22 protein-coding genes are annotated in these 26,894 nt (G+C 72.7%); 13 read left to right on the top strand and 9 right to left on the bottom strand.

All coding sequences use genetic code 11. From position 1 onward, the window contains the following. Positions 1-11: 11 nt before the first annotated feature. Positions 12-971: a 2,3,4,5-tetrahydropyridine-2,6-dicarboxylate N-succinyltransferase gene (dapD, locus tag ACQPWW_RS29770; RefSeq protein WP_433127096.1), complete on the bottom strand. Its 960-nt coding sequence runs from the start codon at positions 969-971 to the stop codon at positions 12-14. Positions 972-1,049: 78 nt separating this feature from the next. Between dapD and dapE the strand changes: the two genes are divergently transcribed. The 8 genes from dapE to ACQPWW_RS29730 all read left to right on the top strand — a co-directional run bounded on the left by dapE (position 1,050) and on the right by ACQPWW_RS29730 (position 13,714). Beyond that, positions 1,050-2,123, top strand: coding sequence for a succinyl-diaminopimelate desuccinylase (dapE, locus tag ACQPWW_RS29765; RefSeq protein WP_433127094.1), 1,074 nt, complete (start codon positions 1,050-1,052; stop codon positions 2,121-2,123). 367 nt (positions 2,124-2,490) lie between these two features. Continuing rightward, positions 2,491-3,354 (top strand): TIGR00730 family Rossman fold protein, encoded by an 864-nt coding sequence (locus tag ACQPWW_RS29760; protein WP_433127093.1) that lies wholly within the window; start codon positions 2,491-2,493, stop codon positions 3,352-3,354. Next, positions 3,354-3,899: a TIGR00730 family Rossman fold protein gene (locus tag ACQPWW_RS29755; RefSeq protein ID WP_433127092.1), complete on the top strand. Its 546-nt coding sequence runs from the start codon at positions 3,354-3,356 to the stop codon at positions 3,897-3,899. Before ACQPWW_RS29760 ends, ACQPWW_RS29755 begins: the two co-directional genes overlap by 1 nt. 171 nt (positions 3,900-4,070) lie before the next feature. Then, on the top strand, positions 4,071-7,847 hold the full coding sequence (locus tag ACQPWW_RS29750; RefSeq protein ID WP_433127089.1) for an ATP-dependent helicase: 3,777 nt from the start codon (positions 4,071-4,073) through the stop codon (positions 7,845-7,847). Between the two features lie 27 nt (positions 7,848-7,874). Further along, on the top strand, positions 7,875-11,270 hold the full coding sequence (locus ACQPWW_RS29745) for an ATP-dependent helicase (RefSeq protein WP_433127088.1): 3,396 nt from the start codon (positions 7,875-7,877) through the stop codon (positions 11,268-11,270). 226 nt (positions 11,271-11,496) lie between these two features. Then, positions 11,497-11,700, top strand: coding sequence for a transcription antiterminator/RNA stability regulator CspE (cspE, locus tag ACQPWW_RS29740; RefSeq protein WP_007464836.1), 204 nt, complete (start codon positions 11,497-11,499; stop codon positions 11,698-11,700). Between the two features lie 223 nt (positions 11,701-11,923). Continuing rightward, positions 11,924-13,237, top strand: coding sequence for a DEAD/DEAH box helicase (locus ACQPWW_RS29735; RefSeq protein WP_433127086.1), 1,314 nt, complete (start codon positions 11,924-11,926; stop codon positions 13,235-13,237). 276 nt (positions 13,238-13,513) lie between these two features. Next, a complete protein-coding gene (locus ACQPWW_RS29730) occupies positions 13,514-13,714 on the top strand; it encodes a hypothetical protein (RefSeq protein WP_433127085.1) in 201 nt (66 codons plus the stop codon). Positions 13,715-13,822: 108 nt separating this feature from the next. Here the strand turns inward: ACQPWW_RS29730 and ACQPWW_RS29725 are convergent, their stop codons facing one another. Genes ACQPWW_RS29725 through ACQPWW_RS29710 form a run of 4 tightly spaced genes read right to left on the bottom strand, consistent with a single transcriptional unit; the run spans position 13,823 to position 16,975 of the window. Continuing rightward, positions 13,823-14,254: an RrF2 family transcriptional regulator gene (locus ACQPWW_RS29725; RefSeq protein WP_433127084.1), complete on the bottom strand. Its 432-nt coding sequence runs from the start codon at positions 14,252-14,254 to the stop codon at positions 13,823-13,825. A gap of 3 nt (positions 14,255-14,257) precedes the next feature. Continuing rightward, complete coding sequence (locus ACQPWW_RS29720) at positions 14,258-15,142, bottom strand: ABC transporter permease (protein WP_433127082.1); 885 nt, start codon at positions 15,140-15,142, stop codon at positions 14,258-14,260. Beyond that, entirely contained in the window at positions 15,132-15,911 is a 780-nt protein-coding gene (locus tag ACQPWW_RS29715) for an ABC transporter ATP-binding protein (protein WP_433127081.1), read from the bottom strand. Before ACQPWW_RS29715 ends, ACQPWW_RS29720 begins: the two co-directional genes overlap by 11 nt. After that, on the bottom strand, positions 15,908-16,975 hold the full coding sequence (locus ACQPWW_RS29710) for an ABC transporter substrate-binding protein (RefSeq protein WP_433127079.1): 1,068 nt from the start codon (positions 16,973-16,975) through the stop codon (positions 15,908-15,910). Before ACQPWW_RS29710 ends, ACQPWW_RS29715 begins: the two co-directional genes overlap by 4 nt. Positions 16,976-17,238: 263 nt before the next feature. Here ACQPWW_RS29710 and ACQPWW_RS29705 point away from each other — a divergent pair, with 263 nt between their 5' ends. The 3 genes from ACQPWW_RS29705 to nudC are packed head-to-tail and all read left to right on the top strand — an operon-like array spanning position 17,239 to position 20,901. Then, complete coding sequence (locus tag ACQPWW_RS29705) at positions 17,239-18,549, top strand: M16 family metallopeptidase (RefSeq protein WP_433127078.1); 1,311 nt, start codon at positions 17,239-17,241, stop codon at positions 18,547-18,549. Then, the gene (locus ACQPWW_RS29700) at positions 18,546-19,895 is read left to right on the top strand and encodes a M16 family metallopeptidase (RefSeq protein WP_433127076.1); all 1,350 of its coding nucleotides are present in this window, start codon (positions 18,546-18,548) and stop codon (positions 19,893-19,895) included. Before ACQPWW_RS29705 ends, ACQPWW_RS29700 begins: the two co-directional genes overlap by 4 nt. 46 nt (positions 19,896-19,941) lie before the next feature. After that, positions 19,942-20,901, top strand: coding sequence for an NAD(+) diphosphatase (gene nudC / locus ACQPWW_RS29695; protein ID WP_433127074.1), 960 nt, complete (start codon positions 19,942-19,944; stop codon positions 20,899-20,901). A gap of 126 nt (positions 20,902-21,027) precedes the next feature. Here the strand turns inward: nudC and ACQPWW_RS29690 are convergent, their stop codons facing one another. The 3 genes from ACQPWW_RS29690 to ACQPWW_RS29680 form a co-directional block, all read right to left on the bottom strand. After that, positions 21,028-21,303 carry a hypothetical protein gene (locus tag ACQPWW_RS29690; RefSeq protein WP_433127072.1) on the bottom strand — a complete coding sequence of 92 codons (276 nt, stop codon included), beginning with the start codon at positions 21,301-21,303 and terminating at the stop codon, positions 21,028-21,030. A gap of 211 nt (positions 21,304-21,514) precedes the next feature. Next, complete coding sequence (locus tag ACQPWW_RS29685; protein WP_357806051.1) at positions 21,515-21,754, bottom strand: DUF397 domain-containing protein; 240 nt, start codon at positions 21,752-21,754, stop codon at positions 21,515-21,517. A 74-nt stretch (positions 21,755-21,828) separates the two neighbouring features. Next, positions 21,829-22,809: a helix-turn-helix domain-containing protein gene (locus tag ACQPWW_RS29680; RefSeq protein ID WP_433127070.1), complete on the bottom strand. Its 981-nt coding sequence runs from the start codon at positions 22,807-22,809 to the stop codon at positions 21,829-21,831. A 214-nt stretch (positions 22,810-23,023) separates the two neighbouring features. Here ACQPWW_RS29680 and ACQPWW_RS29675 point away from each other — a divergent pair, with 214 nt between their 5' ends. Then, entirely contained in the window at positions 23,024-24,319 is a 1,296-nt protein-coding gene (locus ACQPWW_RS29675) for an MFS transporter (RefSeq protein ID WP_433127069.1), read from the top strand. A 66-nt stretch (positions 24,320-24,385) separates the two neighbouring features. Here ACQPWW_RS29675 and ACQPWW_RS29670 read toward each other — a convergent pair whose 3' ends face one another. Next, positions 24,386-24,628, bottom strand: a complete 243-nt coding sequence (locus ACQPWW_RS29670) for a mycoredoxin (protein ID WP_357066605.1) — start codon at positions 24,626-24,628, stop codon at positions 24,386-24,388. Between the two features lie 92 nt (positions 24,629-24,720). Here ACQPWW_RS29670 and ACQPWW_RS29665 point away from each other — a divergent pair, with 92 nt between their 5' ends. Next, positions 24,721-26,883: an ATP-dependent DNA helicase UvrD2 gene (locus ACQPWW_RS29665; protein WP_433127067.1), complete on the top strand. Its 2,163-nt coding sequence runs from the start codon at positions 24,721-24,723 to the stop codon at positions 26,881-26,883. Positions 26,884-26,894: the final 11 nt, after the last annotated feature.

The raw sequence follows: 26,894 nt of genomic DNA, 5'->3' as shown, positions 1-26,894 counted from the left end.
CGACGGGTTCGTCAGTCGTTGGCGTGCAGGGCGGCGTTCAGCTCGATGCCCCGGCCGGTGCGCGGCCGGGCCTCCAGCGCGCCGGTCACCGAGTTGCGCCAGAACAGCAGGCCGTCGACGCCGGACAACTCCCGGGCCTTCACCACCCGGCCGTCCGGCAGGCTGATCTTCGAAGCGGCGGTGATGTAACAGCCCGCCTCGACCACGCAGTCGTCGCCGAGGGAGATGCCCACACCGGCGTTCGCGCCGATCAGGCTGCGCGCGCCGATGCTCACCCTCTCGGTGCCGCCACCGGAGAGCGTGCCCATGATCGAGGCGCCGCCGCCGACGTCGGACCCGTCACCGACCAGCACGCCCTGCACGATGCGCCCCTCCACCATCGAGGTGCCCACGGTGCCGGCGTTGAAGTTGACGAAGCCCTCGTGCATCACCGTGGTGCCGGCGGCCAGGTGCGCGCCCAGGCGGACCCGGTCGGCGTCGGCGATCCGCACCCCGGCGGGCACCACGTAGTCGGTCATCCGGGGGAACTTGTCCACCCCGTACACCGCCAGGTGGCGGCCGGCCGCCCGCTCGATCACCCGCAGCTCGTCCACCCGCTCCGGTGGGCACGGCCCGGCGGACGTCCAGGCCACGTTCGCCAGCTTGCCGAAGATGCCGTCCAGGTTGAGCTTGTTGGGCTGGACCAGCCGGTGCGAGAGCAGGTGCAACCGGAGGTACGCGTCGGGGGCGTCCTTGATCGGGTCGTCGAGCGAGCCGATCACGGTGACCACCTGGACGGTACGCAGACCGGGCAGTGACCGGTCACCGAGCGCCGCTGGCGGCAGGTCGAGCACGTCCGACTTGTCTTCCCCGGCGACCAGCGGCAGCTCACCCAGGCCCAGCTTGCCGGTCGGGTACCAGGTGTCGAGAACCTGCTCATCTGCCGTGACCGTGGCCAGGCCAATGCCCCAGGCGGAATCTGCGGACGTCACTGTTGCACCTCTCGGTCGCGGCCGGGCCGGCCTCAGCTCACTCCTCGCGCTGACAGACCTGAAGGTACCGTGCGAACCATGGAGAACCCGCTGACCCCCGAGGTCCTCGCCGATCCAGTGCAGCTGACCCGCGCTCTGGTCGACATAGAGTCCGTGTCCCTCAACGAGAAGGCGATCGCCGACTGTGTCGAGGAGGTGCTGCGGGGTGTGCCGCACCTGACCACCCACCGGCACGGCAACACGGTGATGGCGCGTACCGACCTCGGTCGGGCGCAGCGCGTCGTGTTGGCCGGGCACCTCGACACGGTGCCGTTGAACAACAACTTCCCGTCGACAATGCGCGGCGACCTGATGTACGGCTGCGGCACCTCGGACATGAAGTCCGGCACCGCGTACGCGCTGCACCTGGCGGTGACGCTGCCCAATCCGCGCTACGACGTCACGTACTTCTTCTACGAGGCGGAGGAGATCGAGTCGCGGTACAACGGGCTCAACCTGGTGGCCCAGGCGTTCCCGGAGTGGCTGGAGGCGGACTTCGCCGTGCTGTTGGAGCCGACCTACGGCATCGTCGAGGCGGGCTGCCAGGGCACCATGCGCTCGGTGGTCACCACGACCGGGGTACGCGCCCACTCGGCGCGCTCCTGGCACGGGGTGAACGCCATCCACGCCGCCGCCGAGGTGCTGCGGCGGCTCCAGACGTACGAGGCGCGCCGGGTCACCATCGACGGCTGCGACTACCGCGAGGGCATGAACGCGGTGCGGATCAACGGCGGTGTCGCCGGCAACGTGGTCCCCGATCACTGTGAGATCGAGGTCAACTACCGGTTCGCCCCGGACCGCACCCCGGCCGAGGCGGAGGCGCACCTGCGGGAGGTGTTCGCCGGCTTCGAGGTGGTGGTGACCGACACCGCGGCGGGCGCTGCCCCCGGCCTGGAGGCGGCACCGGCGAAGGAGTTCCTGTCGGCGGTGGGCGCGGCGCCGATCGGCAAGCTGGGCTGGACGGACGTGGCCCGGTTCGCGGCCATGGGCATCCCCGCGCTGAACTTCGGCCCGGGTGACCCCAACCTGGCCCACCATCCCGACGAGCACGTCGAGATCAGCAAGATCCGCGACGGTGCGGCGACCCTGCACCGCTGGCTGGCCCCGGCCTGACCGGTCCGGCCGGTGATCAAGAGGTTTGCGTCAGCCGGGCCCGTTGTCGGCGACGCAAACCTCCTGATCAGATCCTGCGGGCGCGGAGGCGGGAGCGGCGGGGGAGACGAGGGGCGGGTCCTGCAGTCGGATGCGGCGGCGTTCGGCCACCACGTCTCGGATCCGTCGCTGCATCTGGCGACGGATCCGGATCATCTCGCTGTTACTGATCACGCTGTCTCCTCCCCCGAAGGCGCGCGCCGGGGCATACCCGGTATGTGAATAGTAAGACGTACGGGGGGACGGATTCGTTGCCCATGATCCCGAACTATTTCTCGGCGTCCGCGCCCCGCGCACCTGCGAGGTGTCGCTCCACTACGGTTGCCCCATGAGCCAGAGCAACGGGCGGGAGGCCGGTCGCGGTCCGGGACAGGAGCGACACCGCGGTGCGGTCACGCTGCGCAGAGGGGCGATCCCGAGCAGCACCGCCGATCAGCGGTTGCTGGATTCACGTGGGCGGAGCGACTGGAAGACCAAGGACGCCTGGCGCGCGCTGCGCATCCTCTCCGAATTCGTCGAAGGTTTCGACACCCTCGCCGACCTGCCGCCCGCGGTCAGCGTCTTCGGCTCCGCCCGCAGCGGACCGGACAGCGCCGAGTGCCGGCTCGCCGAGCAACTGGGCGGCGCGCTGGCCCGGGCCGGCTACGCGGTGATCACCGGAGGCGGACCGGGAGTGATGGAGGCCGCCAACCGCGGCGCCAGCGAGGCCGGCGGGCTCTCCGTCGGGCTCGGCATCGAGCTGCCGTTCGAGCAGGGCCTCAACGAGTGGGTCGACCTGGCGATCGACTTCCGCTACTTCTTCGCCCGCAAGACGATGTTCGTCAAGTACGCCCAGGCGTTCGTCGTCCTGCCCGGTGGGTTCGGCACCATGGACGAGCTGTTCGAGGCGCTCACCCTTGTGCAGACCGGCAAGGTCACCCGCTTCCCGGTGGTGCTCATGGGGCTCTCCTACTGGCAGGGCCTGCTCGACTGGCTGCGCGACACGATGGCCGCCACCGGCAAGATCGGGCCGGTCGACCTGGACCTGATCTGCCTCACCGACGACGTCAACGCCGCGGTGCGGCACATCGTCGAGGCGGAGGCCGCGCTGTCGGCGGAGCAGGAGGCGGTCCGCGACGAGGCCGTCGCGCGTACCGGCGCGGACCAGCAGGCCGCCGCCGCGCAGGCCGCCGACCAGCCGCGGGACCGATGATGGCCGCGATCTGCGTCTTCTGCGCCTCCTCCCGCACCCTGGACCAGCGCTGGTTGGACCTGGCCACCGAGACCGGCGCGGAGCTGGCCCGGCGCGGCCACACGCTGGTCAGCGGCGGTGGCTGTGTCGGCATGATGGGCGCGGTCGCCGACGGCGCCCGATCCGCCGGCGGGCGCACCCTGGGGGTGATCCCGCAGTCGCTCGTCGATCTGGAGGTCGCCGACCTGGCCTCGGACGAACTGCTGGTGACCGACTCGATGGCCAGCCGCAAGACCCTCATGATCGACAAGTCGGACGCGTTCCTCACCCTGCCCGGCGGGCTGGGCACCCTTGACGAGTTGTTCGAGGTCTGGACGACCGCGACCCTTGCCCTGCACGCCAAGCCGATGGTGCTGATCGACACCGACGGGTTCTACCGCCCCCTGCTGGACTGGCTGGACGGGCTGGCCGACAACCGTTTCCTCAAGACCGCCGGCCGTGACCTCCTGACGGTGGCCACCACGGTCCCCGAAGCCCTGGACGCCCTAGAGTCCCACCTGACCTGACCTGACCTGACCCTGCCTCTGCCCCACCCTGCCCTCCCCGAATCGCGTGATCATGAGGTTGGCCGCCTCACCGTCGGCGCGTCGCACCGTCAACGTCATGATCGACGTGGGTGGATGGGGTCGGGGATGGGGGGTTGGGTGGGTGTCGTACTGGTCTGATGGGATGAGCTGATGCAGGCGTACCGGTTGGTGCGGCGGTCCGGAGGGCCGGCGCGGGGGGATGCGGCAGCGCCGGCCGACGCTTCCGTGCCCGCCGACGGCGGCCCGTCCACCGACGGTGTCGGCGCGTCGGGTGGGTCCGATCGCGCTGCCGGGCCGACGTCGACGGTCGACGGCAACGGTTGGCGGGCCGATCCGACGCAGGCCGAGGTGGTCGGGCACACCGCCGGGCCGATGCTCGTGCTCGGCGGCCCCGGCACCGGCAAGACCAGCACGCTGGTCGAGGCGGTCGCCGCGCGGGTGAACGAGGGGGTCGACCCCGAACGGATCCTGGTGCTGACCTTCGGCCGTCGCGGGGCCACCGCCCTGCGTCAACGCATCGAGGCCCGGATCGCGCAGGACGGCCACCGGGTGCTGCGCGAGCCGCTGGTGCGCACCTTCCCGGCGTACGCCTTCGGGCTGCTGCGCCGAGCCGCCGCCGAACGAGGCGAGCCGTCGCCCCGGCTGCTGACCGGCCCCGAGCAGGATCTGATCATCCGCGAGCTGCTGGACGTGGTGGGTGAGGAGCCCGAGGACGACCCGGTCGGCTGGCCGGACGACCTGCGCCCGGCCCTGCGGACCCGGGCCTTCGCCGGGCAGCTACGCGACCTGCTCATGCGCGCCGCCGAGCGCGGCGTGGGCCCGATCCACCTGGCCCGGCTGGGTGAGAAGCTCGGCCGCGCCGACTGGCCGGCCGCCGCCCGCTTCCTGCGGGAGTACGTCGCCGTGCTCGCGCTGCGCGACGTCAGCAACCGGGGCTCCATCGCGTACGACCCGGCGGAGCTGGTCCGGGCGGCCACCGGTCTGCTGCGCGACGACGAGGAGCTGCTGGCCGCCGAACGCCGTCGGCTCGCCCACGTCTACCTCGACGAGTTGGCCGACACCGACCCCGCCCAACTGGAGCTGCTCTCGGTGATCGCGGGCGGGGGCAAGTCGCTCGTCGCGTTCGCCGACCCGGACTCCTCCACGTACGCCTTCCGCGGCGCTGACCCGGCCGGGGTGACCACGTTCGCGCACCGCTTCCGGACCGCCTCCGGCGCGCCCGCGGCGCAGGTGCTGCTGACCACGTCGTACCGGGCCGGGCCGGGTCTGCTCGCCCCGCTGGCCCGGCTGGGCCGCCGGCTGCGTGGTCCGGCCGCGCACCGCCGGCTCCGCCCACTGCCGGACGCGCCACCGGGGACGGTCGAGGTGCACACGTTCCGCTCGGCGACAAGCGAGGCGGCGTGGCTGGCCCACGCGCTGCGCTCGGCCCACCTGCTCGACGGCGTGCCCTGGTCGCGGATGGCGGTGCTGGTGCGGTCCACCGCCCTGCAACTGCCCACTCTGCGGCGGGCGCTGCACGCCGCCGGGGTGCCCACCGTGGTGCACGGCGAGGATCTGCCGTTGCACCTGCAACCGGCGGTCGCCCCGCTGCTGCTCCTGCTGCGCTGCGCGCTGGAGCCGGACCAACTGGACGAGGAGGCGGCGGTCGCGCTGCTGCACTCGCCGCTGGGCGGGGCCGACCCGCTGGCCGAGCGGCGGCTGCGGCAGGGTCTGCGTGCTCTCGCGCTGGCTGGCGGTGACCGGCGTCCGTCCGGGGAGCTGATCGTCGAGGCGTTGGACGATCCGGCCGAGTTGGCCGGCATCGACCGGCGCTGGGCGGAGCCGGCGCAGGCGGTGGCCGGGCTGCTGGCCACGGCACGCGACGCCGCCGCGGTGCCGGGCTCGACCGCCGAGGACGTGCTCTGGGCAGTGTGGAACGCCAGCGGTCTCGCCGAGCGCTGGGCGGGTGCGATCAACCAGGGGCGGCCGGCGCCCGGCGAGGGAGACCTGGCCCGGCGGCGGCGGGCCGAGGCGGCCGACCGCGACCTCGACGCCGTGCTGGTGCTCTTCGACGCGGCGGCCCGGTTCACCGACCGGCTGCCCGGCGCCCGCACCGAGGTCTTCCTCGACCACGTGCTCGCCCAGGATCTGCCGGCCGACACCATCGCCCCGACCGCCGATCGGGGCGCGGCGGTGCGCCTGCTCACCGCGCACGCCGCGAAGGGCCTGGAATGGGACCTGGTCGCGGTGGCCGGCGTGCAGGAGGGCATCTGGCCGGACCTCCGACTGCGCGGCAGCCTGCTCGGCTCCGAACGGCTTGTCGACGTGCTGGCTGGCCGGTCCGTCGACGGTGCCACAGCGGCGAACGTGGTGGGCCAGACCTCGGCGTTGCTGGACGAGGAGCGCCGGCTCTTCCACGTGGCCATCAGTCGGGCCCGGCGCCGGCTGCTGGTCAGCGCCGTGGCCTCGGCCGCCGTCGGCGGTGACGACCACCAGGAGCAGCCGAGCCGCTTCCTGCACGAGTTGGGCCCGACCGCGCCGCCCACCCCGCCGAGTGCCGGCCCGGTCGAGCCGCCCACGCCACCGGGCCCGCGCACCGGCCCGCAGGCCGGGGACCCGGCCCTCAGCCCATCGCAGGCCACACCCGCCGCCGATGGCGCGACGAACGGCGCGACCGACGGCGGCCCCGCCGGCGCGACCAGCGACACGACGACCGGCGCGACGAACGGCGCGACGAGCCCCGGGACGAGCGGCGCGACTGTCGGCGCGACGATCGGCGCGGCCGACGGCGGGACGAGCCCGGGGACGAGCGGCGCGACTGTCGGCGGGACGAGCGACGGGACTGTCGGCGCGACGATCGGCGTGACCGGCGGCGGGACGAGCGGCGTGGCCGGCGATGACGGCGAGCCGGACCGTCTCGGGGCACTGCCGGTGACCCGTCCGCCTCGGGCGCTCACCCTGCCGGCGCTGGTGGCCGAGCTGCGTACCGCGATCACCGACCCGGCCGCCCCGGCGGGCCGGCGGCGCGCGGCGGCGGCCGAGCTGGCCCGGCTCGCCGCCGCCGGGGTGCCCGGCGCGCACCCGGACGACTGGTGGGGGTTGCGCGCGCTCTCCGACGACCGACCGCTCGTCGACGACGGGGAGCCGGTGCGGGTCACCCCGTCGGCGATGGAGAGCGCCCTGCGATGCAGCCTGCGGTGGCTGCTGGAACGGCACGGCGGCAGTGGCCCGACAAGCACCGCGCAGGGGGTCGGCAACCTGGTGCACGCCGCCGCGATGCTCGCCGAGGACGCCAGCGCCGACCGGGGTGCGCTGCTCGACTACGTGGCCGCCCGGTTCGACGCCATCGAGCTGGCGGCCCGGTGGATGGCCGGGCCGGAGCGGGAACGCGCCGAGGCGATGGTCGACAAGCTGTTGCGGTGGCTGGCCACCAACCCGCGTCGATTGCTCGCCATCGAGCACGAGTTCGCGGTCCGCCTGGACGACCCGCACCGGCCCGTCGACCTGACCGGTCGGGTCGACCGGCTGGAGGTCGACGAGTCCGGGCGGCTCGTCGTGATCGACCTGAAGACCGGCAAGTCCACCGCCGTCACCGGCAGCGACCTGGCCGAACACCCGCAGCTCGGCGCGTACCAGGCGGCGGTGGAGGCGGGGGCGTTCGCCGAGTTCGGTGACGAGTCCGGCGGCGCGGCGCTCGTGCAACTCGGCACCTCGGCGAAGGATGCCCGGGAACAGAACCAGCCGGCGGCCGGCGAGGGACCGGCGGCCGGTTGGGCGACCGCGCTGGTCCGGAGGACCGCCGATACGATGGCAGCCGCCACGTTCGCCGCGGTGGCCAACTCGAAGTGCCGGGTCTGCCCGGTCCGCACCAGCTGCCCGGTCTCCGGGCAGGGGCGTCAGGTCGTCGAGCCGCCGACCGTTCGACGCAACAGTGAGGGCGAGGAGTGAGCGGGTGTCGCATCCTGAGACCGCACCGTGAGCCAGCCCACCCTGTTCGGCGCGGGTCCCACGCCGGCGCCTCGGCTGGCGGACTCCGGCCCCCGGTACACGCCGGTGGAGCTTGCCAAGCTGCTGCGGTTGCCGGCGCCCACCCGGGAGCAGGCCGCGATCATCGCCGCCCCGGTGGAACCGCTGCTGGTGGTCGCGGGAGCCGGGTCGGGCAAGACCGAGACGATGGCCGCGCGGGTGGTCTGGCTGGTGGCCAACTCGTACGTGCGCCCGGAGCAGATCCTCGGGCTTACCTTCACCCGTAAGGCGGCCGGCGAGCTGGCCCACCGGGTCCGCACCCGACTCGACCAACTGATCCGCCGACTCGGCCGGCAGGGCCGCGACCCGCTGGACGACCCGCTCGCCGGTGAGCCCACCGTCTCCACCTACCACTCGTACGCGGGGCGGATCGTCACCGAGCACGGGCTGCGGTCCGGCTACGAGCCGTCGACCCGGCTGCTCACCGAGGCGTCCCGCTGGCAGTTGGTCGACCTGCTGGTGCGCAACTACGACGGCGACATGTCCGAGGTGGACCGGATGCCGAGCACCATCACCGACGCGGTGCTGGCGCTGGCCGGGGAGTTGGACGAGCACCTCGTCGCGCCGGACCAGCTGGCGGCCTGGACCGGTCGGTTCTTCGCCGAGGTGCAGTCCCGGCCGGGCCGGGTGTACGCCGACGTACGCAAGGCGCTCACCCTGCAACAGACCCGGCTGCGCCTGCTGCCGCTGGTGCGGGCGTACGCCCGGCGCAAGGAGGACTTCGAGGCGATGGACTTCGCCGACCAGCTCGCGCGGGCGGCCCGGGTCGCCCGGGACCACCCGGCGGTCGGCGAGATCGAGCGGGGTCGCTACCGGGCGGTGCTGCTCGACGAATACCAGGACACCAGCCACGCCCAGGTGGTGCTGCTCAACGCCCTGTTCGGTGGCGGGCACCCGGTGACCGCGGTGGGTGACCCCTGCCAGTCCATCTACGGCTGGCGGGGGGCCAGCGCCGGCACCCTGGACCGGTTCCCCACGGAGTTCGCCCGCGCCGACGGTCGGCCCGCCCCGGCGCTCGGGCTCACCACGAGCTGGCGTAACCGCCCGGAGATCCTGCGGGTGGCGAACGCGTTGTCGGCCCCGCTGCGGGCGGCCGGCGCCCGGGTGCCGGAGCTGCGCTCCGCGCTGACCGTCCAGGATCCGATCCCGCACCGCAGCCCCGGCGGCGCGGCCGGCGGCACCGTGCACTGCGCGTTGCTGCCGACGTACGCGGACGAGGCGGACTGGCTCGCCGACAGTGTGCTGGCCGCCTGGCGTGGGGCGGCCCGGATGCCGGGCGCGGCCCCCGAACACATCCCGGTGGCGCAACGCCCGACCACTGCCGTGCTGGTCCGGGTCCGCAGTCAGATCCCGGCGATCGAGTCGGCCCTGCGTGAACGGGGCCTCCCGGTCGAGGTGGTGGGGCTCGGCGGCCTGCTGGACACCCCCGAGGTCCGCGACGTGGTCTGCACGCTGCGGGTGCTCGCCGACCCGACCGACGGGGCCGCGCTGCTGCGGTTGCTCACCGGCGCCCGCTGGCGGATCGGGCCGCGTGACCTGGTGGCGTTGCACCGGCGGGCCCGAGCCATCGCCAACGCCCGCCGCCAGGTGGCCGCCGACGAGGCCGCGGAGATCAGCCCTGATCTGCTGGACGAGGCGACACTTGTGGAGGCGCTTGCCGATCTCGGCCCGGCGCAGGCGTACTCGGCGGAGGGCTTCGCGCGGCTGCGCGCGTACGGCATGGAGCTGGCGCTGTTGCGGTACCGGCTGGACCAGGCGCTGCCGGATCTGATCGCGGACATCGAGCGGACCATCGGCCTGGACGTGGAGGTCGCGGTACGGGCCGGTCGGGACGGTGCCGGCGACGCCGGCCTGGCCCGGGGCCACCTGGACGCGCTGGGTGACGTGGCGGCCCGTTTCAGCGGGGAGACGCCCGGCGCGACCCTGTCCGGGTTCCTGTCCTACCTGGCCGCCGCCGAGGACGAGGAGCGCGGTCTGGCGCCGGGCGAGGTGGAGGTGGTGGAGGGCGCGGTGCAGGTGGTCACCGCGCACGCCGCCAAGGGCCTGGAGTGGGACGTCGTGGCGGTGGCTGGCCTGTGCCGTGGGTCGTGGCCGGGGCCGGTGCGCAACTCCGACCACTGGTTGGGTGGGCTGGGGGTGCTGCCGTTCCCGCTGCGGGGCGACGCGGACGGGTTGCCGGAGCTGGCGCTCGACGAGGCGGCCGACCAGCGGGCGGTGGCCCGGGCGGTGAACGACTTCACCGACGCCTGGCGGGCGCACGACGAGCGGGAGGAACGCCGCCTGACGTACGTGGCGGTCACCCGGCCGCGCCGGCTGCTGCTGTGCTCCGGCTACTGGTGGGGGGAGGGCACGAAGCGACCGCGGGGCCCGTCGGTCTTCCTGCGCGAGATGTACGACGCCTGCCTCGAGGGTGGGCCGGGGCACGTGATCGACGCCTGGGCGCCGGAGCCGACCCCGGATGCCACGAACCCCACCGCCGAGGTGGTGCTCCGCGCGGAGTGGCCGGCCGACCCGCTGGGTGGCCGCCGACCGGAGTTGGCCGAGGCGGCCGGGTTGGTGCGCCGCCTGATGACCGACGGGCCGGCGTCGGCGGCGGTCGGGCCGGTGGTCGCCGGGCCACTGGTGTCGGTCGAGCCGGAGGCGGACCCGGAGGTGGAGCGCTGGCAGCGGGAGGCGGATCTGCTGCTGGCCGAGCGGGCCGAGCTGACCCGGCTCTCCGGTGCGGTAGAGGTGGCCCTGCCCGGGCAGTTGAGCGTCACCCAGCTTGTGGCGTTGCGGCGCGACCCGGCGGCGCTGGCCCGTACGCTGCGCCGCCCGGTGCCGGCCGAGCCCAACCCGTACGCCCGCCGGGGCACCGCCTTCCACGCCTGGTTGGAGCAGCGCTTCGGTGCTGACCGCCTGCTTGACCTGGACGAGCTGCCCGGTGCGGCCGACGCGGACGCCGCGCCCGACGAGGCGCTGGTGGAGCTTCAGGAGCGGTTCCTGGCCAGCGAGTGGGCCGACCGGTCACCGGTGGAGGTGGAGGTCCCGTTCGCCACGGTGATCGGCGGCGTCGTGGTGCGGGGGCGGATGGACGCGGTCTTCGCCCGGCCGGGTGGGCGGTTCGACGTCGTCGACTGGAAGACCGGCGCGCAGCCCGCCGGGTCGGCGGCGGAGGTGGCCGCCGTGCAGTTGGCGGTGTACCGGTTGGCCTGGGCGGAGCTCGCCGGGGTGCCGGTGGACCGGGTGGGCGCGGCGTTCCACTACGTCCGGCACGGGGTGACGGTGCGGCCCGCTGACCTGCTGGATGTGACAGGGCTCACCGCCATGATCACCCAGTTGCCCGAAGATTCCGCCCAACATTGACCGCTGGCGGGAAAACCATGATACGTTGACCGGGTTGCAGTTTTGGTTACCAGAGACTCTGTGTGCGCCTGGCGGGATTGTGGCCCCAGGCGCTCTTTGTTGTGTCCGGAGTTCTCCGGGCGGGGCGACCAGAAGCGACAGGCGATTCGCGCATCCCCGCGCGGAGCGCTCCTCTTCGGGCGCGCAACAAGTGCGCGTCCGACGTTCCGTCAAGGAGACGAAACACATGGCTATTGGCACCGTGAAGTGGTTCAACGCTGACAAGGGCTTCGGCTTCATCACCCCGGACGGCGGCGGCGCTGACGTCTTCGCCCACTTCTCGGCGATCCAGTCCTCCGGCTACCGGAGCCTGGACGAGAACCAGCGGGTCGAGTTCGAGGTGACCCAGGGCCAGAAGGGCCCGCAGGCGGAGAACATCCGCCCGCTCTGATCTTCGGATCGGTCAGCATTACCTGTCGCGCCCTCCGGGTGTGACGGTGACGGGACCGGCCCGCCTCGCCGCCGCCTGCCTCCGCAGGCGGCGGCCCGGCGGCGGGCCGGCCCGTACTCCAATCGGTTCGTGCTTGTGAGTCCTGGCTGCCCTGCGCCGCCGGTTGACAGCGCCGACTTCGGCGCCCTCCCTCGACACGTGCCGCGTCGAGGAAGGCTTTCGCATGACCACAGTTATTCCGTCTTTCGCTCATACCGGTCTGGCGCCAGCGCTGCTCAGCGCGCTGACCGCGCAGGGCATCACTGAGCCGTTCCCGATCCAGACGGCGACGCTGCCCGACTCGCTCGCCGGGCGGGACGTGTTGGGCCGGGGTCGTACCGGCTCCGGCAAGACGCTCGCCTTCGGGCTTCCGCTGCTGTCCCGCACCGCCGGCCGCAAGGCCCGGCCGGGCCGCCCGCTGGCCCTGGTGCTGGTGCCGACCCGTGAGTTGGCCCAGCAGGTCACCACCGCGTTGGCCCCGTACGCCCGCGCCGTCGGGTTGCGCTGTGCCACCGTCGTCGGCGGGCTGTCGTTGCAGCGGCAGGCGGACGCCCTGCGGGCCGGCGCCGAGGTGGTCGTGGCCACCCCCGGCCGGCTGCACGACCTGATCAACCGGGGTGACGCCCGGCTGGACCAGGTCGAGATCACCGTGCTGGACGAGGCCGACCAGATGGCCGACATGGGCTTCCTGCCGCAGGTCACCAAGCTGCTGGAGCAGGTCGCGCCGCAGGGGCAGCGGATGCTCTTCTCCGCCACCCTGGACGGCGGCGTGGACCGGCTGGTCCGCCGCTTCCTGAGCAGCCCGGTCACCCACTCGGTGGACCCGGGCACCGCCACGGTCACCGCCATGACCCACCACGTGCTGCACGTCGACGCCGCGGACAAGCCCGACGCGCTGACCCGGATCGCCGCCCGTGAGGGCCGCACCATCCTGTTCATGGGCACCAAGCACCGCGCCGACCGGCTCGCCCGCCAGTTGCTCTCCAAGGGCGTACGCGCGGCAGCGCTGCACGGCGGCAAGTCCCAGCCGCAGCGCACCCGCATCCTTGAGCAGTTCCGCAACGGCCAGGTGACCGCTCTGGTGGCCACCGACGTGGCGGCCCGGGGCATCCACGTGGACGGCCTGGACATGGTGGTCAACGTGGACCCGCCGACCGAGGCGAAGGACTACCTGCACCGCGGCGGCCGCACCGCGCGGGCCGGCGAGTCCGGTTCCGTTGTCACACTGGTCCTGCCCGAGCAGCGCCGGGACGTGTCGCGGTTGATGGCGGTTGCCGGCATCCGACCCGAGTCGGTGCAGGTGCGTCCGGGCGACGGGTCGTTGGCCCGGGTGACCGGCGCCCGCGAGCCGTCCGGTGTGCCGGTCACCATCGTCGCCCCGCCGGCGCCCGCCGTCCGGGGACGCGGGACCGGTGGCACGGCCACTGACGGCGCCGCCCGTCCGGCGCACCGCGCGTCGGGTCGGTCGCGCCGGCCGCGCCGCCCGCGTACCGTCTGATCCTCTGCGCTCCGACCGACCCGCCCCGCTCCCAGCGAGGCGGGTCGGTCTGTCTGCGGCGCGTGGCGCGGCGGCGGTCGCACGCGTGGCCGGGCCGGTGTCGGGCGACCTCGTGACCGCACGCGGGGGTGTCGGCGCCGACCTGGGCGACCCACAGCGCTCAGTCGGTTATCAGCCTCGGCTGGGTCGGCTGGCCGATTGTGCCCCGGCTGTCCGTGGTCGAAGCTGGCCAGCGGGGGAAAGTCGGGCGGGGGGCTCGGCGCGGGAGGGGTGACCATGGCGGGCGAAGCCGGCTCGGGTGCACTGCGCGAATTGTTCCTGGTGGTCGCGCTCGCGCTCGTCGGCCTGCTGCTCGCCATGGTTGCGGCCTTCGTACCCTGGCACCCCACCGCGGCGGGTAACGCTCCCGCCAGCCTGGTGGAGCTGCGCAGCCCCGACGACCCGGGCCTCGGCCCGGTGGTCGCGCACGTGGGTTGAGCGGTGGCCGGTCGACTGGTGCAGGCCGGCGGCCGGCCGGTCAGGACCGGTACGAGGCGTGGTCGGGTCGGCGGGGCACCGGCCCGACCACATCGCCTCCGCCGGTTTTCACACGGTGGGGGCGTGGTCGGGCGAGTGGTGGGTGAGCAGATCGGCCAGGGTGGTGCTGTCGACCACAGTGGCGATCGCCCCGTGCACCGCCAGCCAGACGTCGGTCAGCCCGGCGGCCACTCCGTGATAGCCGGCGTGCTCGGCAGGCAGTCCGCGCACAGTGGTGAGCGAACCGCCGACCGCGCGTAACACGTCCCCGACGGTGATCTCGTCGGCCGGGCGGGTCAGGGCGTACCCGCCGTCGGCGCCCCGATGACTGTGCAGCAGACCAGCCCGGCGCAGGTCGAGCAGGATGCCCTGAAGGAAACTGAGCGGGATGTCCTGCGCCTCGGCCAGGCTGGCCGCCTTCACCAACTCGCCGCCGCCACCACCGGCGGCGACGGCGAGCATCGCCCGGAGCGCGTAGTCGCTGCGCGCGGAGACGTACACCGCTCAGTTGCCCGCCTGGTCGAGCACGCCCCAGCGGCGCCGGATCGCCTTGTCCGCCGCGCCGAAGGCGGCGTCCACGCCGAGACCGAGCACCAGGATGACGATCATGGTGGAGAGCAGCCAGGGTGCGTCGGACAGCTCCCGCGAGTAGGTCAGTTGGGCGCCGAGCGAGGTCTGCGAGATGCCGACCACGATCAGCTCACCGGCCATCAGGCTGCGCCAGGAGAACGCCCAGCCCTGCTTGAGACCGGCGACGATCGCCGGCAGGGCGGCCGGCGCGATGACGTACCGGTAGAGGTTGAGCCCACCGGCGCCCAGGTTGCGGCCCGCGCGCAGCAGCAGCGGTGGCACGTAGTCCACACCGGAGATCACCCCGTTGGCGATGGACGGCGCGGCGCCGAGCACCACCACGAAGAAGATGGCCTTCTCGCTCAGCTCGAACAGCAGGATGGCGAGCGGGAACCAGGCGATCGACGGCATGGTCTGCAACGCGGTGATCATCGAGCCGATGGCGGCCCGGAGCACCGTGGAGCGGGCCACCGCCAGGCCCAGCAGCAGGCCGACGGCGACCGAGAAGACGTACCCGACGGCGGCCCGGCGCAACGTGGTGGCCAGGCCCTCCCACAGCTGTGGGCCCTGGGCCTGGGTGATCAGCTCACGGCCGACCTCCAGCGGCCCGGGCAGCGAGTACGGCGGCTTCCACCCCGACCAGACCACGAGCTGCCAGGCCGCGATGGCGATGGCCAGCGCCGCCAGCTTGGGCCAGGTGGCCGCCCAGAACCGGGCGCGCCGGGAGGCCTCCTTGTCCCGGCCGGCGATGTCCAACGCGTCCAGGCCGGAGATCTGCGCGTCGGTACGCGCCGAGCCGGTGAGGATGTCACTGGCCATGGCGGCCCACCTCCGTACGGAGTCGCTCGGTGACCTCGGCGGCGATGGCGGCGACCTCGGGAGAGTCGATCCGTCGGGGGCGCGGGATGTCCACCTCGGCGGAGTAGATGATCCGGCCGGGGCGGCTGGAGAGCAGGATGATCCGGTCGGCCAGTCGGGCGGCCTCGCGGACGTTGTGCGTCACGAAGAGCACCGAGAGCTTGCGTTCGGACCAGATCCGTTCCAGCTCGTCGTGCAGGATGTCCCGGGTCATCGCGTCCAGCGCGCCGAACGGTTCGTCCATCAGCAGCACCGGGGTGTCCAGGGCCAGCGTGCGGGCCAGGGCGACCCGTTGCCGCATGCCACCGGAGAGTTCGTGGGGGCGCTTGCGGCCGAAGTCGGCAAGGTGCACGGTGCGCAGCAGTTCGGCGACCCGCTCGCGGCGCTCGGCCCGGGGCAGCCGGCGTAGCTTCAGCGGCACCTCCACATTGCCCTCGACGGTCAGCCAGGGAAACAGCGCCGGTTCCTGGAACATCAGCCCCGGGTTGGCGTCGCCGGCCAGCCCGATCTGCCCGCCGCTGGGCCGGTCCAGCCCGGCGACCAGGTTGAGCAGGGTGCTCTTGCCGCAGCCGGACGCGCCGACCAGGCAGACGAACTCGCCGGGCGCGACGTCCAGCGACACACCGTCGAGGGCCAGGACGGCGCTCGCCCCCCGTCCGTACACCTTCGTCACGCCGGAGAGCGCGACTGCGGTGGTCGCGTCCCGGGGCGTCGTCGTGATCGACGTCATGGCTGGACGACCTCGGGCTTGCCCTGTGCCTTGAGGGAGTTGTTGAGGTACGTCAGGTCGTACAGGCCCTTGAGGTCGACGGGTTCGGTGAGCTTGACCTCGACGGCGTGGTCGAGGCCCGCCTTCAAAGAGGAGGGGATCGGGTCGTTTGTGAATTCCAACGTCGGCCACGCCTGCTTGATCAGCTTCAGGTCCAGCGGCTTGCCGGTGACCTTGCCGATCGCGTCGGAGATGGCCTGTTGGGCCTCCTCGGGCCTGCTGTTGACGAACTCGTTGGCGGCCACCTGGCCATCGACAAGCTTCTGCACCACGTCCGGGTGTGCCTTGAGGAACTTCGTGCTGACCAGCAGGTTGGTGATGACGAACTTCTTGTCCGGCCACAGGTCGCGCTCGTCGACGAGCACCTTGCCGCCGGCGTTGACCAGCCGGGAGACGAACGGCTCGGGCACCCAGGCGCCGTCGATCGCGCCACTGTTGAACGTCTCGACCGTCTGGGCGTTCTCCTGCGGCACGATCTTGACGTCGCCGCCACCCTCCTTGGTGGTGGTCAGACCCTGCTGCTTGAGCCAGTACCGGATCGCCACGTCCTGGGTGTTGCCCAGTTGCGGGGTGGCGATCTTCTTGCCCTTCAGGTTCTGCGCGCCGGTGATGCCGGGCTTGACCACCAGCGCCACGCCGCCGGAGGCCGCGCCGGAGACGACCCGGACGGCTTCGCCCCTGGACTTGGAGAAGGCGTTCACCGTCGGGTTCGGACCGATGTAGGTGGCGTCCAGCGCGCCGGAGAAGATGGCCTCGATGGCGGCCGGACCGGCGTTGAAGGTCTTCGGGTCCAGCTTGACGTCGGCGCCGAGCTTCTCGGCGAAGATGCCCTTCTCGACGCCGACGACCGCCGGCGCGTGGGTGATGTTGGGGAAGTAGCCGAGCCGCAGCGTCACCGGGCCACCGGAGCCGCCACCGGAGCCGTCGCTGTCGTCGCCGCACGCGGCGGTGCTGCCCACAGTCGCCGCCCCGAGGGCGGCAAGGGTGGCCAGGGTGACCAACCGGCGCAAGGGGAGCCGTCTCATCGTCCATCCAATCCGCAGTATTCCTACTTACTTGGTAGGAAGAGTGGGTCAGCCCGTGGGCAGCGTCAAGGCTCATCCACATGCCGGGATGGCGCGTCTCGGTTATGTCGGCATTTCCTACCAGCTTGCTAGGGCAATCGGCGCTCGGTGAGCGGTGGAGAGGCAACGACGCGACGCCTCTCCCACAGGTTGCCGTCCCACGGTTTCGGCGGCTCCGCTGAGGTCGCCGGTGGTGCGGGTGCCGACGCGCTAGGGTCGACTCCGTGCCTGCGCGGAGATCCAGAATTCCAGCGACGAAGTATCCGGTCGAGCGGTTCACCCTCGACAACGGCCTGCGGGTGGTGCTCACCCCCGATCGCAGCGCCCCGGTGATCGGGGTGGCGGTGGTCTACGACGTCGGCATCCGCTCGGAGCCGGAGGGCCGCACCGGCTTCGCCCACCTTTTCGAACACCTGATGTTCCAGGGCTCGGAAAACCTGGAGAAGCTTGCCCACTTCCGGCACGTGCAGGGCGCGGGTGGGACCTTCAACGGGTCCACCCACCTGGACTACACCGACTACTTCGAGACGCTGCCGAGCAACGCGCTGGAACGCGCGCTGTTCCTGGAGGCGGACCGGATGCGCGGCCCCCGGCTGACCGAGGAGAACCTGCGCAACCAGGTCGACGTGGTCAAGGAGGAAATCCGGGTCAACGTGCTCAACCGGCCGTACGGCGGCTTCCCCTGGTTGACCCTGCCGCCGGTCATGTTCGACACCTTCCCGAACGCGCACGACGGGTACGGCTCCTTCGACGACCTGGAGTCGGCGACCGTCGCCGATGCCGCGGACTTCTTCCGCCGCTACTACGCGAGCGGCAACGCGGTCCTCGCGGTCAGCGGCGACATCGACGTGGCGGAGGCGACCGAGCTGGTCAACCGGCACTTCGGCGACGTGCCGGCCCGACCGGCGCCGGTACGGCCCGACTTCACCGAGCCCGACCTGACCGCCGAGCGACGCACCTCGTACACCGATGCCCTGGCGCCGCTGCCGGCAATCGCCGGGGCCTGGCGGGTGCCCGACCCGATCACCGACTTCGCCGGCTACCTGCCCTACGTGGTGCTGGCCGAGGTGCTCACCGACGGCGACGCGTCGCGGCTCGTCGAACGCCTTGTGCAACGGGACCGCACGGTGACCAGCCTCGGCGGATACCTCGGCTTCATGGGCGACCCCTTCGACGTCCGCGACCCCACCGCGCTGCTGTTGCAGGCGCACCTGCCGCCCGGGGGCGACGTGGACAAGGTGCTGCGCACCATCGACGAGGAACTGGACCGGCTGGCCACCGACGGGCTGACCGACGGTGAGCTGGCCCGCACCCAGGCCCGGATGGCCACCCACCTGCTGCGCGACACCGACGCGGTGCTCGGCCGGGCCCTGCGAATGGCCGTGCTGGAGCAGCAACGCGGTGAACCGGGCCTGCTCAACGAGCTGCCCCGGCTGGTCGGCGAGGTCACCGAGGAGCAGGTCCGGGCCGCCGCGGCCACAGTGCGCCCGGAACGCCGCGCCGCGATCGAGGTCATTGCCGGAGGCGCCCGATGAGCACGAGTACGACCACCGTTCCCGCCGGGCCGCGTACGCTGCCCCCGCTCGGCCCGACCCGCAAGCTCAAGGTGCCCCGACAGGCCGAGCGCACACTGCCCAACGGCCTCACCGTGATCGCCGTACGCCGGCCCGCCGTGCCGCTTGTCGAGCTGCGGCTCTGGGTCCCGTTCGGCCGGGTCCACCTGGCCCGCGGCGCGATGCTCTCGCAGACCATGCTGTCCGGCACCGAGTCGATGACAAGCGTGCAGATCGCCGCCGAGTTGCAGAAGGTGGGCGGCGGGCTCTCCGCGGGCGTCGACCCGGACCGGCTGATGCTCTCCGGCGCCGGGCTGGTCACCGGTCTGGACCGGATGCTGGAACTGCTGGCCGAGGTGCTGACCGGCGCCAGCTACCCCAGCGACGAGGTGGCCACCGAACGGGACCGGCTCGTCGACCGGATCCAGGTGGCGCAGAGCCAGCCGGCGCACCTGGCCCGGGAGGCGCTGCTGAAGCGGATCTACGGCCGGCACCCGTACGCGACGCAGACCCCGGAGCCCGGCCAGATCCGCGCCGTTCGACCGGCGGCGCTGCGCACTCTGCACGCGGAGCGGGTGCACCCGGCCGGCGCGCAGCTGGTGGTGGTTGGTGACGTGCAGCCGGAGAAGGCCCTGGACGCGGCCGAGCGGGCGCTGGGCGGCTGGGCCGGCGCCGGGCGCGTCGCCGAGTTGCCGGCGACTCCGCCGCTGGAGCCGGGTCCGTTGCTGCTCGTCGACCGACCCGGCTCGGTGCAGTCCTCGTTGCGGATCGCGCTTCCGGCAGTGTCCCGTACCGACCCGGACCACGCTCCGCTGCAACTGGCCAACCTGATCTTCGGTGGCTACTTCTCCTCCCGCTGGGTGGAGAACATCCGCGAGGACAAGGGCTACACGTACGGCCCGCACTCGGGCATCGAGCACTCCGTGGCCGGGTCGGTGCTTGTCGCCTCCGCCGAGGTGGCCACCGAGGTCACCGGCCCGGCGCTGCTGGAGACGACGTACGAGCTGGGTCGGCTGGCGTCGCTGCCGCCGAAGCCCGAGGAGCTGGAGCAGGCCCGCCAGTACGCCCTGGGCACGCTTCAGCTCGGCATGTCCACCCAGGCCGGGTTGGCGGCGTTGACAAGCGCGTACGCGGGCAACGGCCTGCGCCTGGACTTCCTCGCCGAGTACGCCGCGCGGTTGGCGAAGGCCAGCATCGACGACGTCGCGCGGGTGGCGGCCCGGTACCTGGCGCCGGCTCGGGCGGCGATCGTGGTGCTCGGCGACGCCGAGCGGATCACGCCGGGGCTGGCCGCGCTCACCACGATCCGTACCGAGCCGGTGTCGTGAACGAGCGCAGCGGGCGGGCCATCCGGCACAGCCGGGGAGCGCGGGCGTGAGCGGGGAGGCCGCGCCGCCGTTGGCCCGGTCCACACTGGATCGGGCGGCACACCGGCGGGGCGACGCGCAGTGGTTGACCGAGGCGTGGCTGCGCGCCCGGGTGCTGGTGCTCGACTCGTCCGACGAGGGTCGGACGCTGGCCCGCACCGACACGTCACCTCCCACGCTTGTGCTGTTCGCCGCGGCCGACGCGCCCGCCGGGTCGGAGGCGACGGCGATGTTCCTCGGTGTCGAGCCGGACGGGGTGCCGGTCTTCGCCGTCGACGCGCCGCTGCCGGAGCTACCGGGGACCCGGGCGGTCAACCTGCGCGAGGTGGGTCACCTGCTCGCCGACCGGGAGGCCGGCATCTTCACCACCGCGGTGGCGCTCGTCAACTGGCACACCCGACACGGCTACTCGTCGGGCACCGGGGCGCCGACCGCCATGGACGAGGCCGGTTGGTCCCGGGTGGACCGCAACGGTGGGCGGATCTGGCCGCGTACCGACCCGGCGATGATCGTGCTGGTGCACGACGGCGTGGACGGTCCGGACGGGCGCTGCCTGCTCGGCAACAACGCCAGCTGGGCGGGCACCCCGGATGGCCGGCGCTACTCGTGTCTGGCCGGCTATGTCGAGCCGGGCGAGTCGGCGGAGGCCGCCGTGCTGCGCGAGGTCCGCGAGGAGGTGGGCATCGGGATCGAGCGCATCCGGTACGTGGGCAGCCAGGCCTGGCCGTTCCCCGGCTCGCTGATGTTGGGCTTCCTGGCCACCGCGAACCCGAGCGATCCGGTACGGGTCGATCCGTCCGAGATCGCGTACGCCAGGTGGTTCGCCCGTCGGGAGATCGGGGCGGCGCTGGCCGGGCAGACGGTCGACGTGGGCGACGGGGCTCGGCTGATCCTGCCCCCACCGTCGTCGATCGCGCTGTTCCTCATCCACCGCTGGCTGGACGGTTGGGTGGACGCGGACCGCTGAGCACGGTCCCGGCCTGTGGCCGCCGTTGCCGCGGCGGTCACAGGCCGGGAACACGGGCCGTCGTGGTCGGCGGTGCGTGAAACGCGGCGGGGGAGCCGGTCCGACCACGACGGACGTCCGGTGGAATCAGGTGCTGGTGCGGCGCGGTCTGTTCCGGAAGGCGGGCCGGGGCTCGCTCAGCGGCACGACCTTGACCCGTTGCCGGCCGGCGCGGACCGCGCCGACCGCGGCCAGGGCGCGGGCCAGCAGCAGTGCGGCGTCCCGGTCCTCGGCGTGCACGATCTGCCGTCGTGGCTCGGGCGCGGTCGTCTCGTCGCGGAGTCGGTGGCCGTCCGCCCAGGCGGCGGCGATGTCCCCGTCGGCGACGGCGCGGATGTCGGTGCGAACGATCAGGAACCGCATGAGGGTCTCCGGATGAACCGCGACTGATGAGCCAGTGTGGAAGTTCCACGTTCTCGATGGCCATGTTACGCCGCGTGAACATCCCAGCAACGCAAACTCGCCTATCGGTTTCGAGCCTCGTCCGATCATCCGATGCCTGCTCAGCGGGCTTGCGCCCGCGACGAGAAGGGGCCGCCGGCAGTGTGCCGACGGCCCCCTCCCGGTCACCGGGTCAGTTCAGATCGAACTGGCCACCCTTCGCTCCGGCGATGAAGCCGAGCCATCCGGCCCGATTGAACAGCAGGACCGGGCCGCCTCGGTCCTTGCTGTCGCGCAGCGCGACAGCGGACGGGCCGGTGCCGAGGGGGGCGACCTCGACGCAGTTGGAGGTCTGGCTGCGTGTGCTGGTACGCCACGGGGCGTCCGCCAACGAGCGGACGGAGGCGGACGGTGTGTTGCGCATGTCGTTCATGGTTCTGCTCCTGGTGTGAACCGATCCGATGGGACGAGTGGTGTCGCACGTCCCGACGGATGGGCCCCCGTGGATCACCGTTCCGTCAGCCGCCCCGAATCCCGACGGCGTTGGGTCGGCGCCGTTGCCGGCCCGAACGCCACTGTGGATGGGGGCACCGCCTCGGTCAGCCGTCCCGTCGACTCGATCAGCCAGGAGAGGGTTTCCGAGGCGGTTAGTGCCGCCGTGCATAGCCACTCGAACACCACTTTATAGCTATTTAGCGTGATTACGTCGGTCGACATGACGTCGGTGAACCCCCCTTCGATGGCCAATGTCTCCGGGTCGAGCGGATCGGCGAACCGGTAGACGGAGAACGCGGTCGGCGGAAGGTACCAATTGCCGACCGGTGTGTCCCGCAGCAGCACGTGCAGCGTCACGTTGGGCAGCAGGGCCAGTTCGCAGAGTTGAACAAGTTGCTCGTGCAGCACCTCGGGTGGTCCGGCCCGGTTGCCGAGGGCTGACTCCTCAAGGACCGCGGTGTAGCGCGGCGCGTGCGGCTCCCGGGTCAGCAGCAGCTGCCGGGCCATCCGTGCCTGCACCTCGGTGTCGGGCTCGTCGCCGGGCTCCGGCTCACCGGCGCCCGCGCCCACCTCGCGGGCCGAGACGATCCGGACCTTCGCGTACCCGGGGGTCTGCAACAGGCCCGGCACCAGCACCGGGTTGTACTCGGAGATCTCCGCGCAGCCCGCCTCTAGCTCGGCCCAGCTACGCTGCTGCTGCGTCATCACCGGGAAGTTCTTCAACCAGCCCCGCATGTCGCCGGCCTCGCCGGCGATCCCGAGCAACTCCGTGTGCAGCGCCTCGTCGGCCCCGTAGAGGGCCAGCAGAACGGCGACGTCCTGCGGGTCCGGTCGGCTGCGGCCGTTCTCCAGGCGGGACAGTTTGGACGCGGACGCCCAACCGATCCTCTCAATGACCTGGTCGCCGGTGAGGCTCGCAGCCTCGCGCAGGCGGCGCAATTCTAGGCCCAACCGTCGGCGACGCATGATCGGGCTGGGTGCGGCAGGAGGCACAGTGTCCTCTTTCCCGTCGACCGCCGCAGACGCGACGGTAACTGTATGAAATTCGCCCCCCACGGCCAGTATGGACGGCGCGACCGGCGTCGGAGGTTCCGGCGGGGGCGTGTCTTACAAAATCGGACCATGGGAACGCCGGATGACGACGGACCTGCGGTCGCAGCCCCGTCGACATTGCCCAACCGGGCACGCCATCCCGCCGGAGGGACCCATGCGCACCGTCCTGCGCCGACCCGACTTCCGCCTGCTCTTCGGCGGCCTGCTGGCCAGCATGACCGCCGAGTCGATCCTGCTGCTCGCGCTCGCCATCTGGGTCAAGGATCTGACCGGCTCCAACGGGCTCGCCGGCGGCACCATCTTCGCCGTCGTCGCCCCGATGACGCTGGCACCCGTGATCGGCTGGTTCGTCGACCGCTACCCACGCCGGCCGTTCTTCGTCGCCGCCAACGTGGTCACCGCGGCACTGCTCATCCCGCTGTTCACCGTCGCGGACGCGGGTGACGTCTGGGTCGTCTACCTGGTGGCGGCCCTGTACGGGCTGTCGTCCATCACGCTCGGCGCGGCGCTCAGCGGGCTCATCCGGGAGTTGGTGCCGGTCGAGCTGCTGGCGGAGGCGAACGGCGTGCTGCAGACCGTACGTCAGGGGATGCGGCTGATCGGTCCGCTGGCCGGCGCGGCGCTGTACGCGGCGCTCGGCGGGTGGGCGCTGGCCGGGATCGGCATGGTCGGATTTCTGACCGCGGCGGCGGTGGTGACCGCGTTACCCACCCCGCAACAGGCGCCGTCGACAGCGCGACTGCGCTGGCCGGCCGAGTTGGGCGCCGGTCTGCGGCACCTGGCCGGCGAGCCGGCCCTGCGTCGGGCCCTGCTCGGCTACGGGCTCGGGTCGCTGGTGATGGGTTTCAGCGAGTCGCTGATCTTCGCGTACGTCGACCAGGGGTTGAACCGCGACGCCGCGTTCGTGGGTGTGCTGGTCACCGTGCAGGGCGTCGGCGGGCTGCTCGGCGGGCTCTGCTCACCGGCGCTGGTCCGCCGGCTCGGAGAGGTCGGCACCCTGGCCGCCGGGGTCGCCTTCTTCTCCCCGGCCGCGCTCGTGCTCGCGTACCCCGATCTTCGGCTCGCCTTCGCGGCCGTGCTGCTGGCCGGCGTCTCCCTCCCCCTGACGATGGTGGGGCTGCACACGCTGATCCAGCGGCGGACCCCGCCGACGCTTGTCGGCCGGGTCGCCGCGGCCACCCAGGCGGTGGTCAGCGGGCCGCAGGCGCTCTCCATCGGGGCGGGCGCGTTGCTCGTCGGGTTCCTGGACTACCGGATGCTGTTCGCGCTGGTCGGGATGGCCACCCTGGCGGCCGGAAGCTACCTCTGGCGGGGCCGGCACCTGAGCGCCCCGCCCGGGGCCAGCCCGCCCACACCGCCGACCGAACCGCGGGTCCCGGCGCCCCGGCGACCGGTCGAGGACGCGGAGGGACCGGTGTCGACAGGCACCCACCGGCGACCGCCAAGGTGACGGATACCGGACACGACGAGCGGTCGCCCCGACGGGGCGACCGCTCGTCGTAGAGTCACCGGCCGGTCAGGCGTCGAGGGTCTCCAGGTGTTGCTTGACCTGGGTGATCGAGGGGTTCGTCAGGGCGCTGCCGTCGGCGAAGCGCAGCGTCGGCACCGTCTGGTTGCCGCCGTTGACGCTCATCACGAACTCGGCGGCCTTCGGGTCCTGCTCGATGTCGACCACCTCGTACCCGATGCCCTCCCGGTCGAGCTGCGACTTCAGCCGGTGGCAGTAGCCGCACCAGGGGGTGGAATACATCGTCAGCATCCTCGGATCCTCCAACTCCTCCGGCCGCGGCTTGCGGATCAAGCCGAGGCTGTTCGCTGCAACGCTCGGAGGAGCTGAGATGATTCCTGGTTGTGGTGGTTCACTCAGCGTCGGAACAGGTGCTCGCCGGGCTGGACCCGGAGCAGCGCTCCGCGGTGACCGCACCCGCCGGCCCGGTCTGCATCCTGGCCGGCGCCGGCACCGGCAAGACCCGGGCGATCACGTCCCGGATCGCCCACCGGGTGCTTTCCGGTGAGATCTCCCCCCGGCACGTGCTCGCTGTCACCTTCACGGCGCGGGCCGCCGCCGAGATGCGGAGCCGGCTCACCGTGCTCGGGGTGGGCGGTGTGCAGGCACGGACCTTTCACGCCGCCGCTCTGCGCCAGGTGCGGTACTTCGCGCCCCGGCTGCTGGCCGGCCGCGCCATGCCCGAGCTGCTGGACAGCAAGGTACGGCTTGTGACTCTCGCCGCCGCCCGGGTCGGCCTGCGCACCGACCGGGCCGCCGCCCGGGACCTGGCCGGTGAGATCGAGTGGGCCAAGTCGTCGCTCGTCGAGCCGACGGACTACGTGGTGGCGGCGGCGCGGGCGCTGCGCGACACCCCGCACGAGCCGGCGAAGGTCGCCGACGTGTTCACCGCGTACGAGCAGCTCAAGCGCTCGAACGGGGTGATCGACTTCGAGGACATGCTGCGGGCCGCGGTGTGGGGCATCGAGGAGCACCCGGACGTCGGTGAGCAGGTCCGCGGCCAGTACCGGCACTTCGTGGTCGACGAGTACCAGGACGTCAACCCCCTCCAGCAGCGGCTGCTCGACGCCTGGCTGGGTGGCCGCAACGACCTCACCGTGGTCGGCGACGCCAGCCAGACGATCTACTCGTTCACCGGGGCGACCTCGGCGTACCTTGTCGACTTCCCCCGCCAACACCGGGGCGCCACAGTGGTCCGGCTGGTCCGCGACTACCGCTCCACCCCGCAGGTGGTCGGGCTGGCCAACGCGGTGATCGCCCAGGCCCGGGGCACCGAAGCGCGACTGCGGCTGGAGTTGAGTGGGCAACGCCCGCCCGGCCCCGAGCCGGATCTGCGAATCTTCACCGACGAACCGGCCGAGGCGAACGCGGTGGCCGCGCGCTGCCGGTCTCTCATCGACACGGGTACGCCGGCGAAGGAGATCGCCGTGCTGTTCCGGGTCAACGCGCAGTCCGAGGCGTACGAGAAGGCGCTCACCGAGGCCGGCGTGCCGTACGTCGTGCAGGGCGCGGAACGGTTCTTCGAGCGGACCGAGGTGCGCCAGGCGATGGTCGCGCTGCGCGCCGCCACCCGGTCGATCCCCGGCGAGACGCCGCTGCCGGCCGCCGTCGTCGAGGCGCTCACCGCGGTCGGCTGGGCCCCGGACGCGCCCCCGGCCGGTGGCGCCGCCCGCGAGCGGTGGGAGGCGCTGTCCGCGCTGGTCCAGCTCTCCGAGGAGTACGCGGCCACCCCCGAGGTGGTGCCGATCGGCGAGGCCGCGTCGGTGGAACGCCCCGTCACCCTCTCCGACTTCACCGAGGAGTTGGCCCGCCGGGCCGCCCAGCAGCACGTACCGACGGTGGACGGGGTGACCCTCGCCTCGCTGCACTCGGCCAAGGGGTTGGAGTGGGACGCGGTCTTCCTTGTCGGTCTCGCCGAGGGCACCCTGCCGACCACCTACGCCAAGACCGTCGAGCAGGTCGAGGAGGAACGCCGCCTGCTCTACGTCGGCATCACCCGCGCGCGGCAGTGGCTCTGGCTGTCGTACGCCGCCGCGCGCTCGCCGGGCGGACGAGCCCGGCGGCCCTCGCGGTTCCTGCCCCAACTGGACCGCTCCGGCGGCGCCGAACGGGCGACCGGCGCCGGTCCGGCCCGCCGCCCCGAGCGACGGCGCACCCAGATCGTCTCCTGCCGGATCTGCGGCGCCACCCTGCTCGCCGGCCCGGACCGCAAGCTCGGCCGCTGCCCCACCTGCCCGTCCGACATCGACGATGAGCTGCACGAACGGCTGCGCGAGTGGCGGCAGCGGGTGGCCGGGGCGCAGAAGGTCCCGGCGTACGTGGTCTTCACCGACGCGACGCTCGTCGCGTTGGCCGAGCGGCGGCCCGGCCGGTCCGAGGAGTTGATCGCCATCGCCGGTATCGGCCCCCGCAAGCTGGGCCTCTACGGGGAGGCGGTGCTGGCCCTGGTGGATGGCGCGGGGGTGGACGACGTCTGCCCGGAGAAAACTTTCGAAATCCAGTCGTAAATTCGTTTGCC

It is taken from the genome of Micromonospora sp. CA-240977 (genome assembly GCF_050942285.1).
GTDB lineage: Bacteria > Actinomycetota > Actinomycetes > Mycobacteriales > Micromonosporaceae > Micromonospora.
The sequence above is the reverse complement of the archived record's forward strand: the minus strand, read 5'-3'. Positions and strand labels throughout refer to the sequence as shown.

What these genes read in the sequence shown, in the direction of transcription:
- dapE (WP_433127094.1), top strand. Translation starts at nt 1,050, where the DNA reads ATGGAGAACCCGCTGACCCCCGAGGTCCTCGCCGATCCAGTGCAGCTG.
- ACQPWW_RS29760 (WP_433127093.1), top strand. Translation starts at nt 2,491, where the DNA reads ATGAGCCAGAGCAACGGGCGGGAGGCCGGTCGCGGTCCGGGACAGGAG.
- ACQPWW_RS29755 (WP_433127092.1), top strand. Translation starts at nt 3,354, where the DNA reads ATGGCCGCGATCTGCGTCTTCTGCGCCTCCTCCCGCACCCTGGACCAG.
- ACQPWW_RS29750 (WP_433127089.1), top strand. Translation starts at nt 4,071, where the DNA reads ATGCAGGCGTACCGGTTGGTGCGGCGGTCCGGAGGGCCGGCGCGGGGG.
- cspE (WP_007464836.1), top strand. Translation starts at nt 11,497, where the DNA reads ATGGCTATTGGCACCGTGAAGTGGTTCAACGCTGACAAGGGCTTCGGC.
- ACQPWW_RS29735 (WP_433127086.1), top strand. Translation starts at nt 11,924, where the DNA reads ATGACCACAGTTATTCCGTCTTTCGCTCATACCGGTCTGGCGCCAGCG.
- ACQPWW_RS29730 (WP_433127085.1), top strand. Translation starts at nt 13,514, where the DNA reads ATGGCGGGCGAAGCCGGCTCGGGTGCACTGCGCGAATTGTTCCTGGTG.
- ACQPWW_RS29720 (WP_433127082.1), bottom strand. Translation starts at nt 15,142, where the DNA reads ATGGCCAGTGACATCCTCACCGGCTCGGCGCGTACCGACGCGCAGATC.
- ACQPWW_RS29715 (WP_433127081.1), bottom strand. Translation starts at nt 15,911, where the DNA reads ATGACGTCGATCACGACGACGCCCCGGGACGCGACCACCGCAGTCGCG.
- ACQPWW_RS29710 (WP_433127079.1), bottom strand. Translation starts at nt 16,975, where the DNA reads ATGAGACGGCTCCCCTTGCGCCGGTTGGTCACCCTGGCCACCCTTGCC.
- ACQPWW_RS29700 (WP_433127076.1), top strand. Translation starts at nt 18,546, where the DNA reads ATGAGCACGAGTACGACCACCGTTCCCGCCGGGCCGCGTACGCTGCCC.
- ACQPWW_RS29690 (WP_433127072.1), bottom strand. Translation starts at nt 21,303, where the DNA reads ATGCGGTTCCTGATCGTTCGCACCGACATCCGCGCCGTCGCCGACGGG.
- ACQPWW_RS29685 (WP_357806051.1), bottom strand. Translation starts at nt 21,754, where the DNA reads ATGAACGACATGCGCAACACACCGTCCGCCTCCGTCCGCTCGTTGGCG.
- ACQPWW_RS29675 (WP_433127069.1), top strand. Translation starts at nt 23,024, where the DNA reads ATGCGCACCGTCCTGCGCCGACCCGACTTCCGCCTGCTCTTCGGCGGC.
- ACQPWW_RS29670 (WP_357066605.1), bottom strand. Translation starts at nt 24,628, where the DNA reads ATGCTGACGATGTATTCCACCCCCTGGTGCGGCTACTGCCACCGGCTG.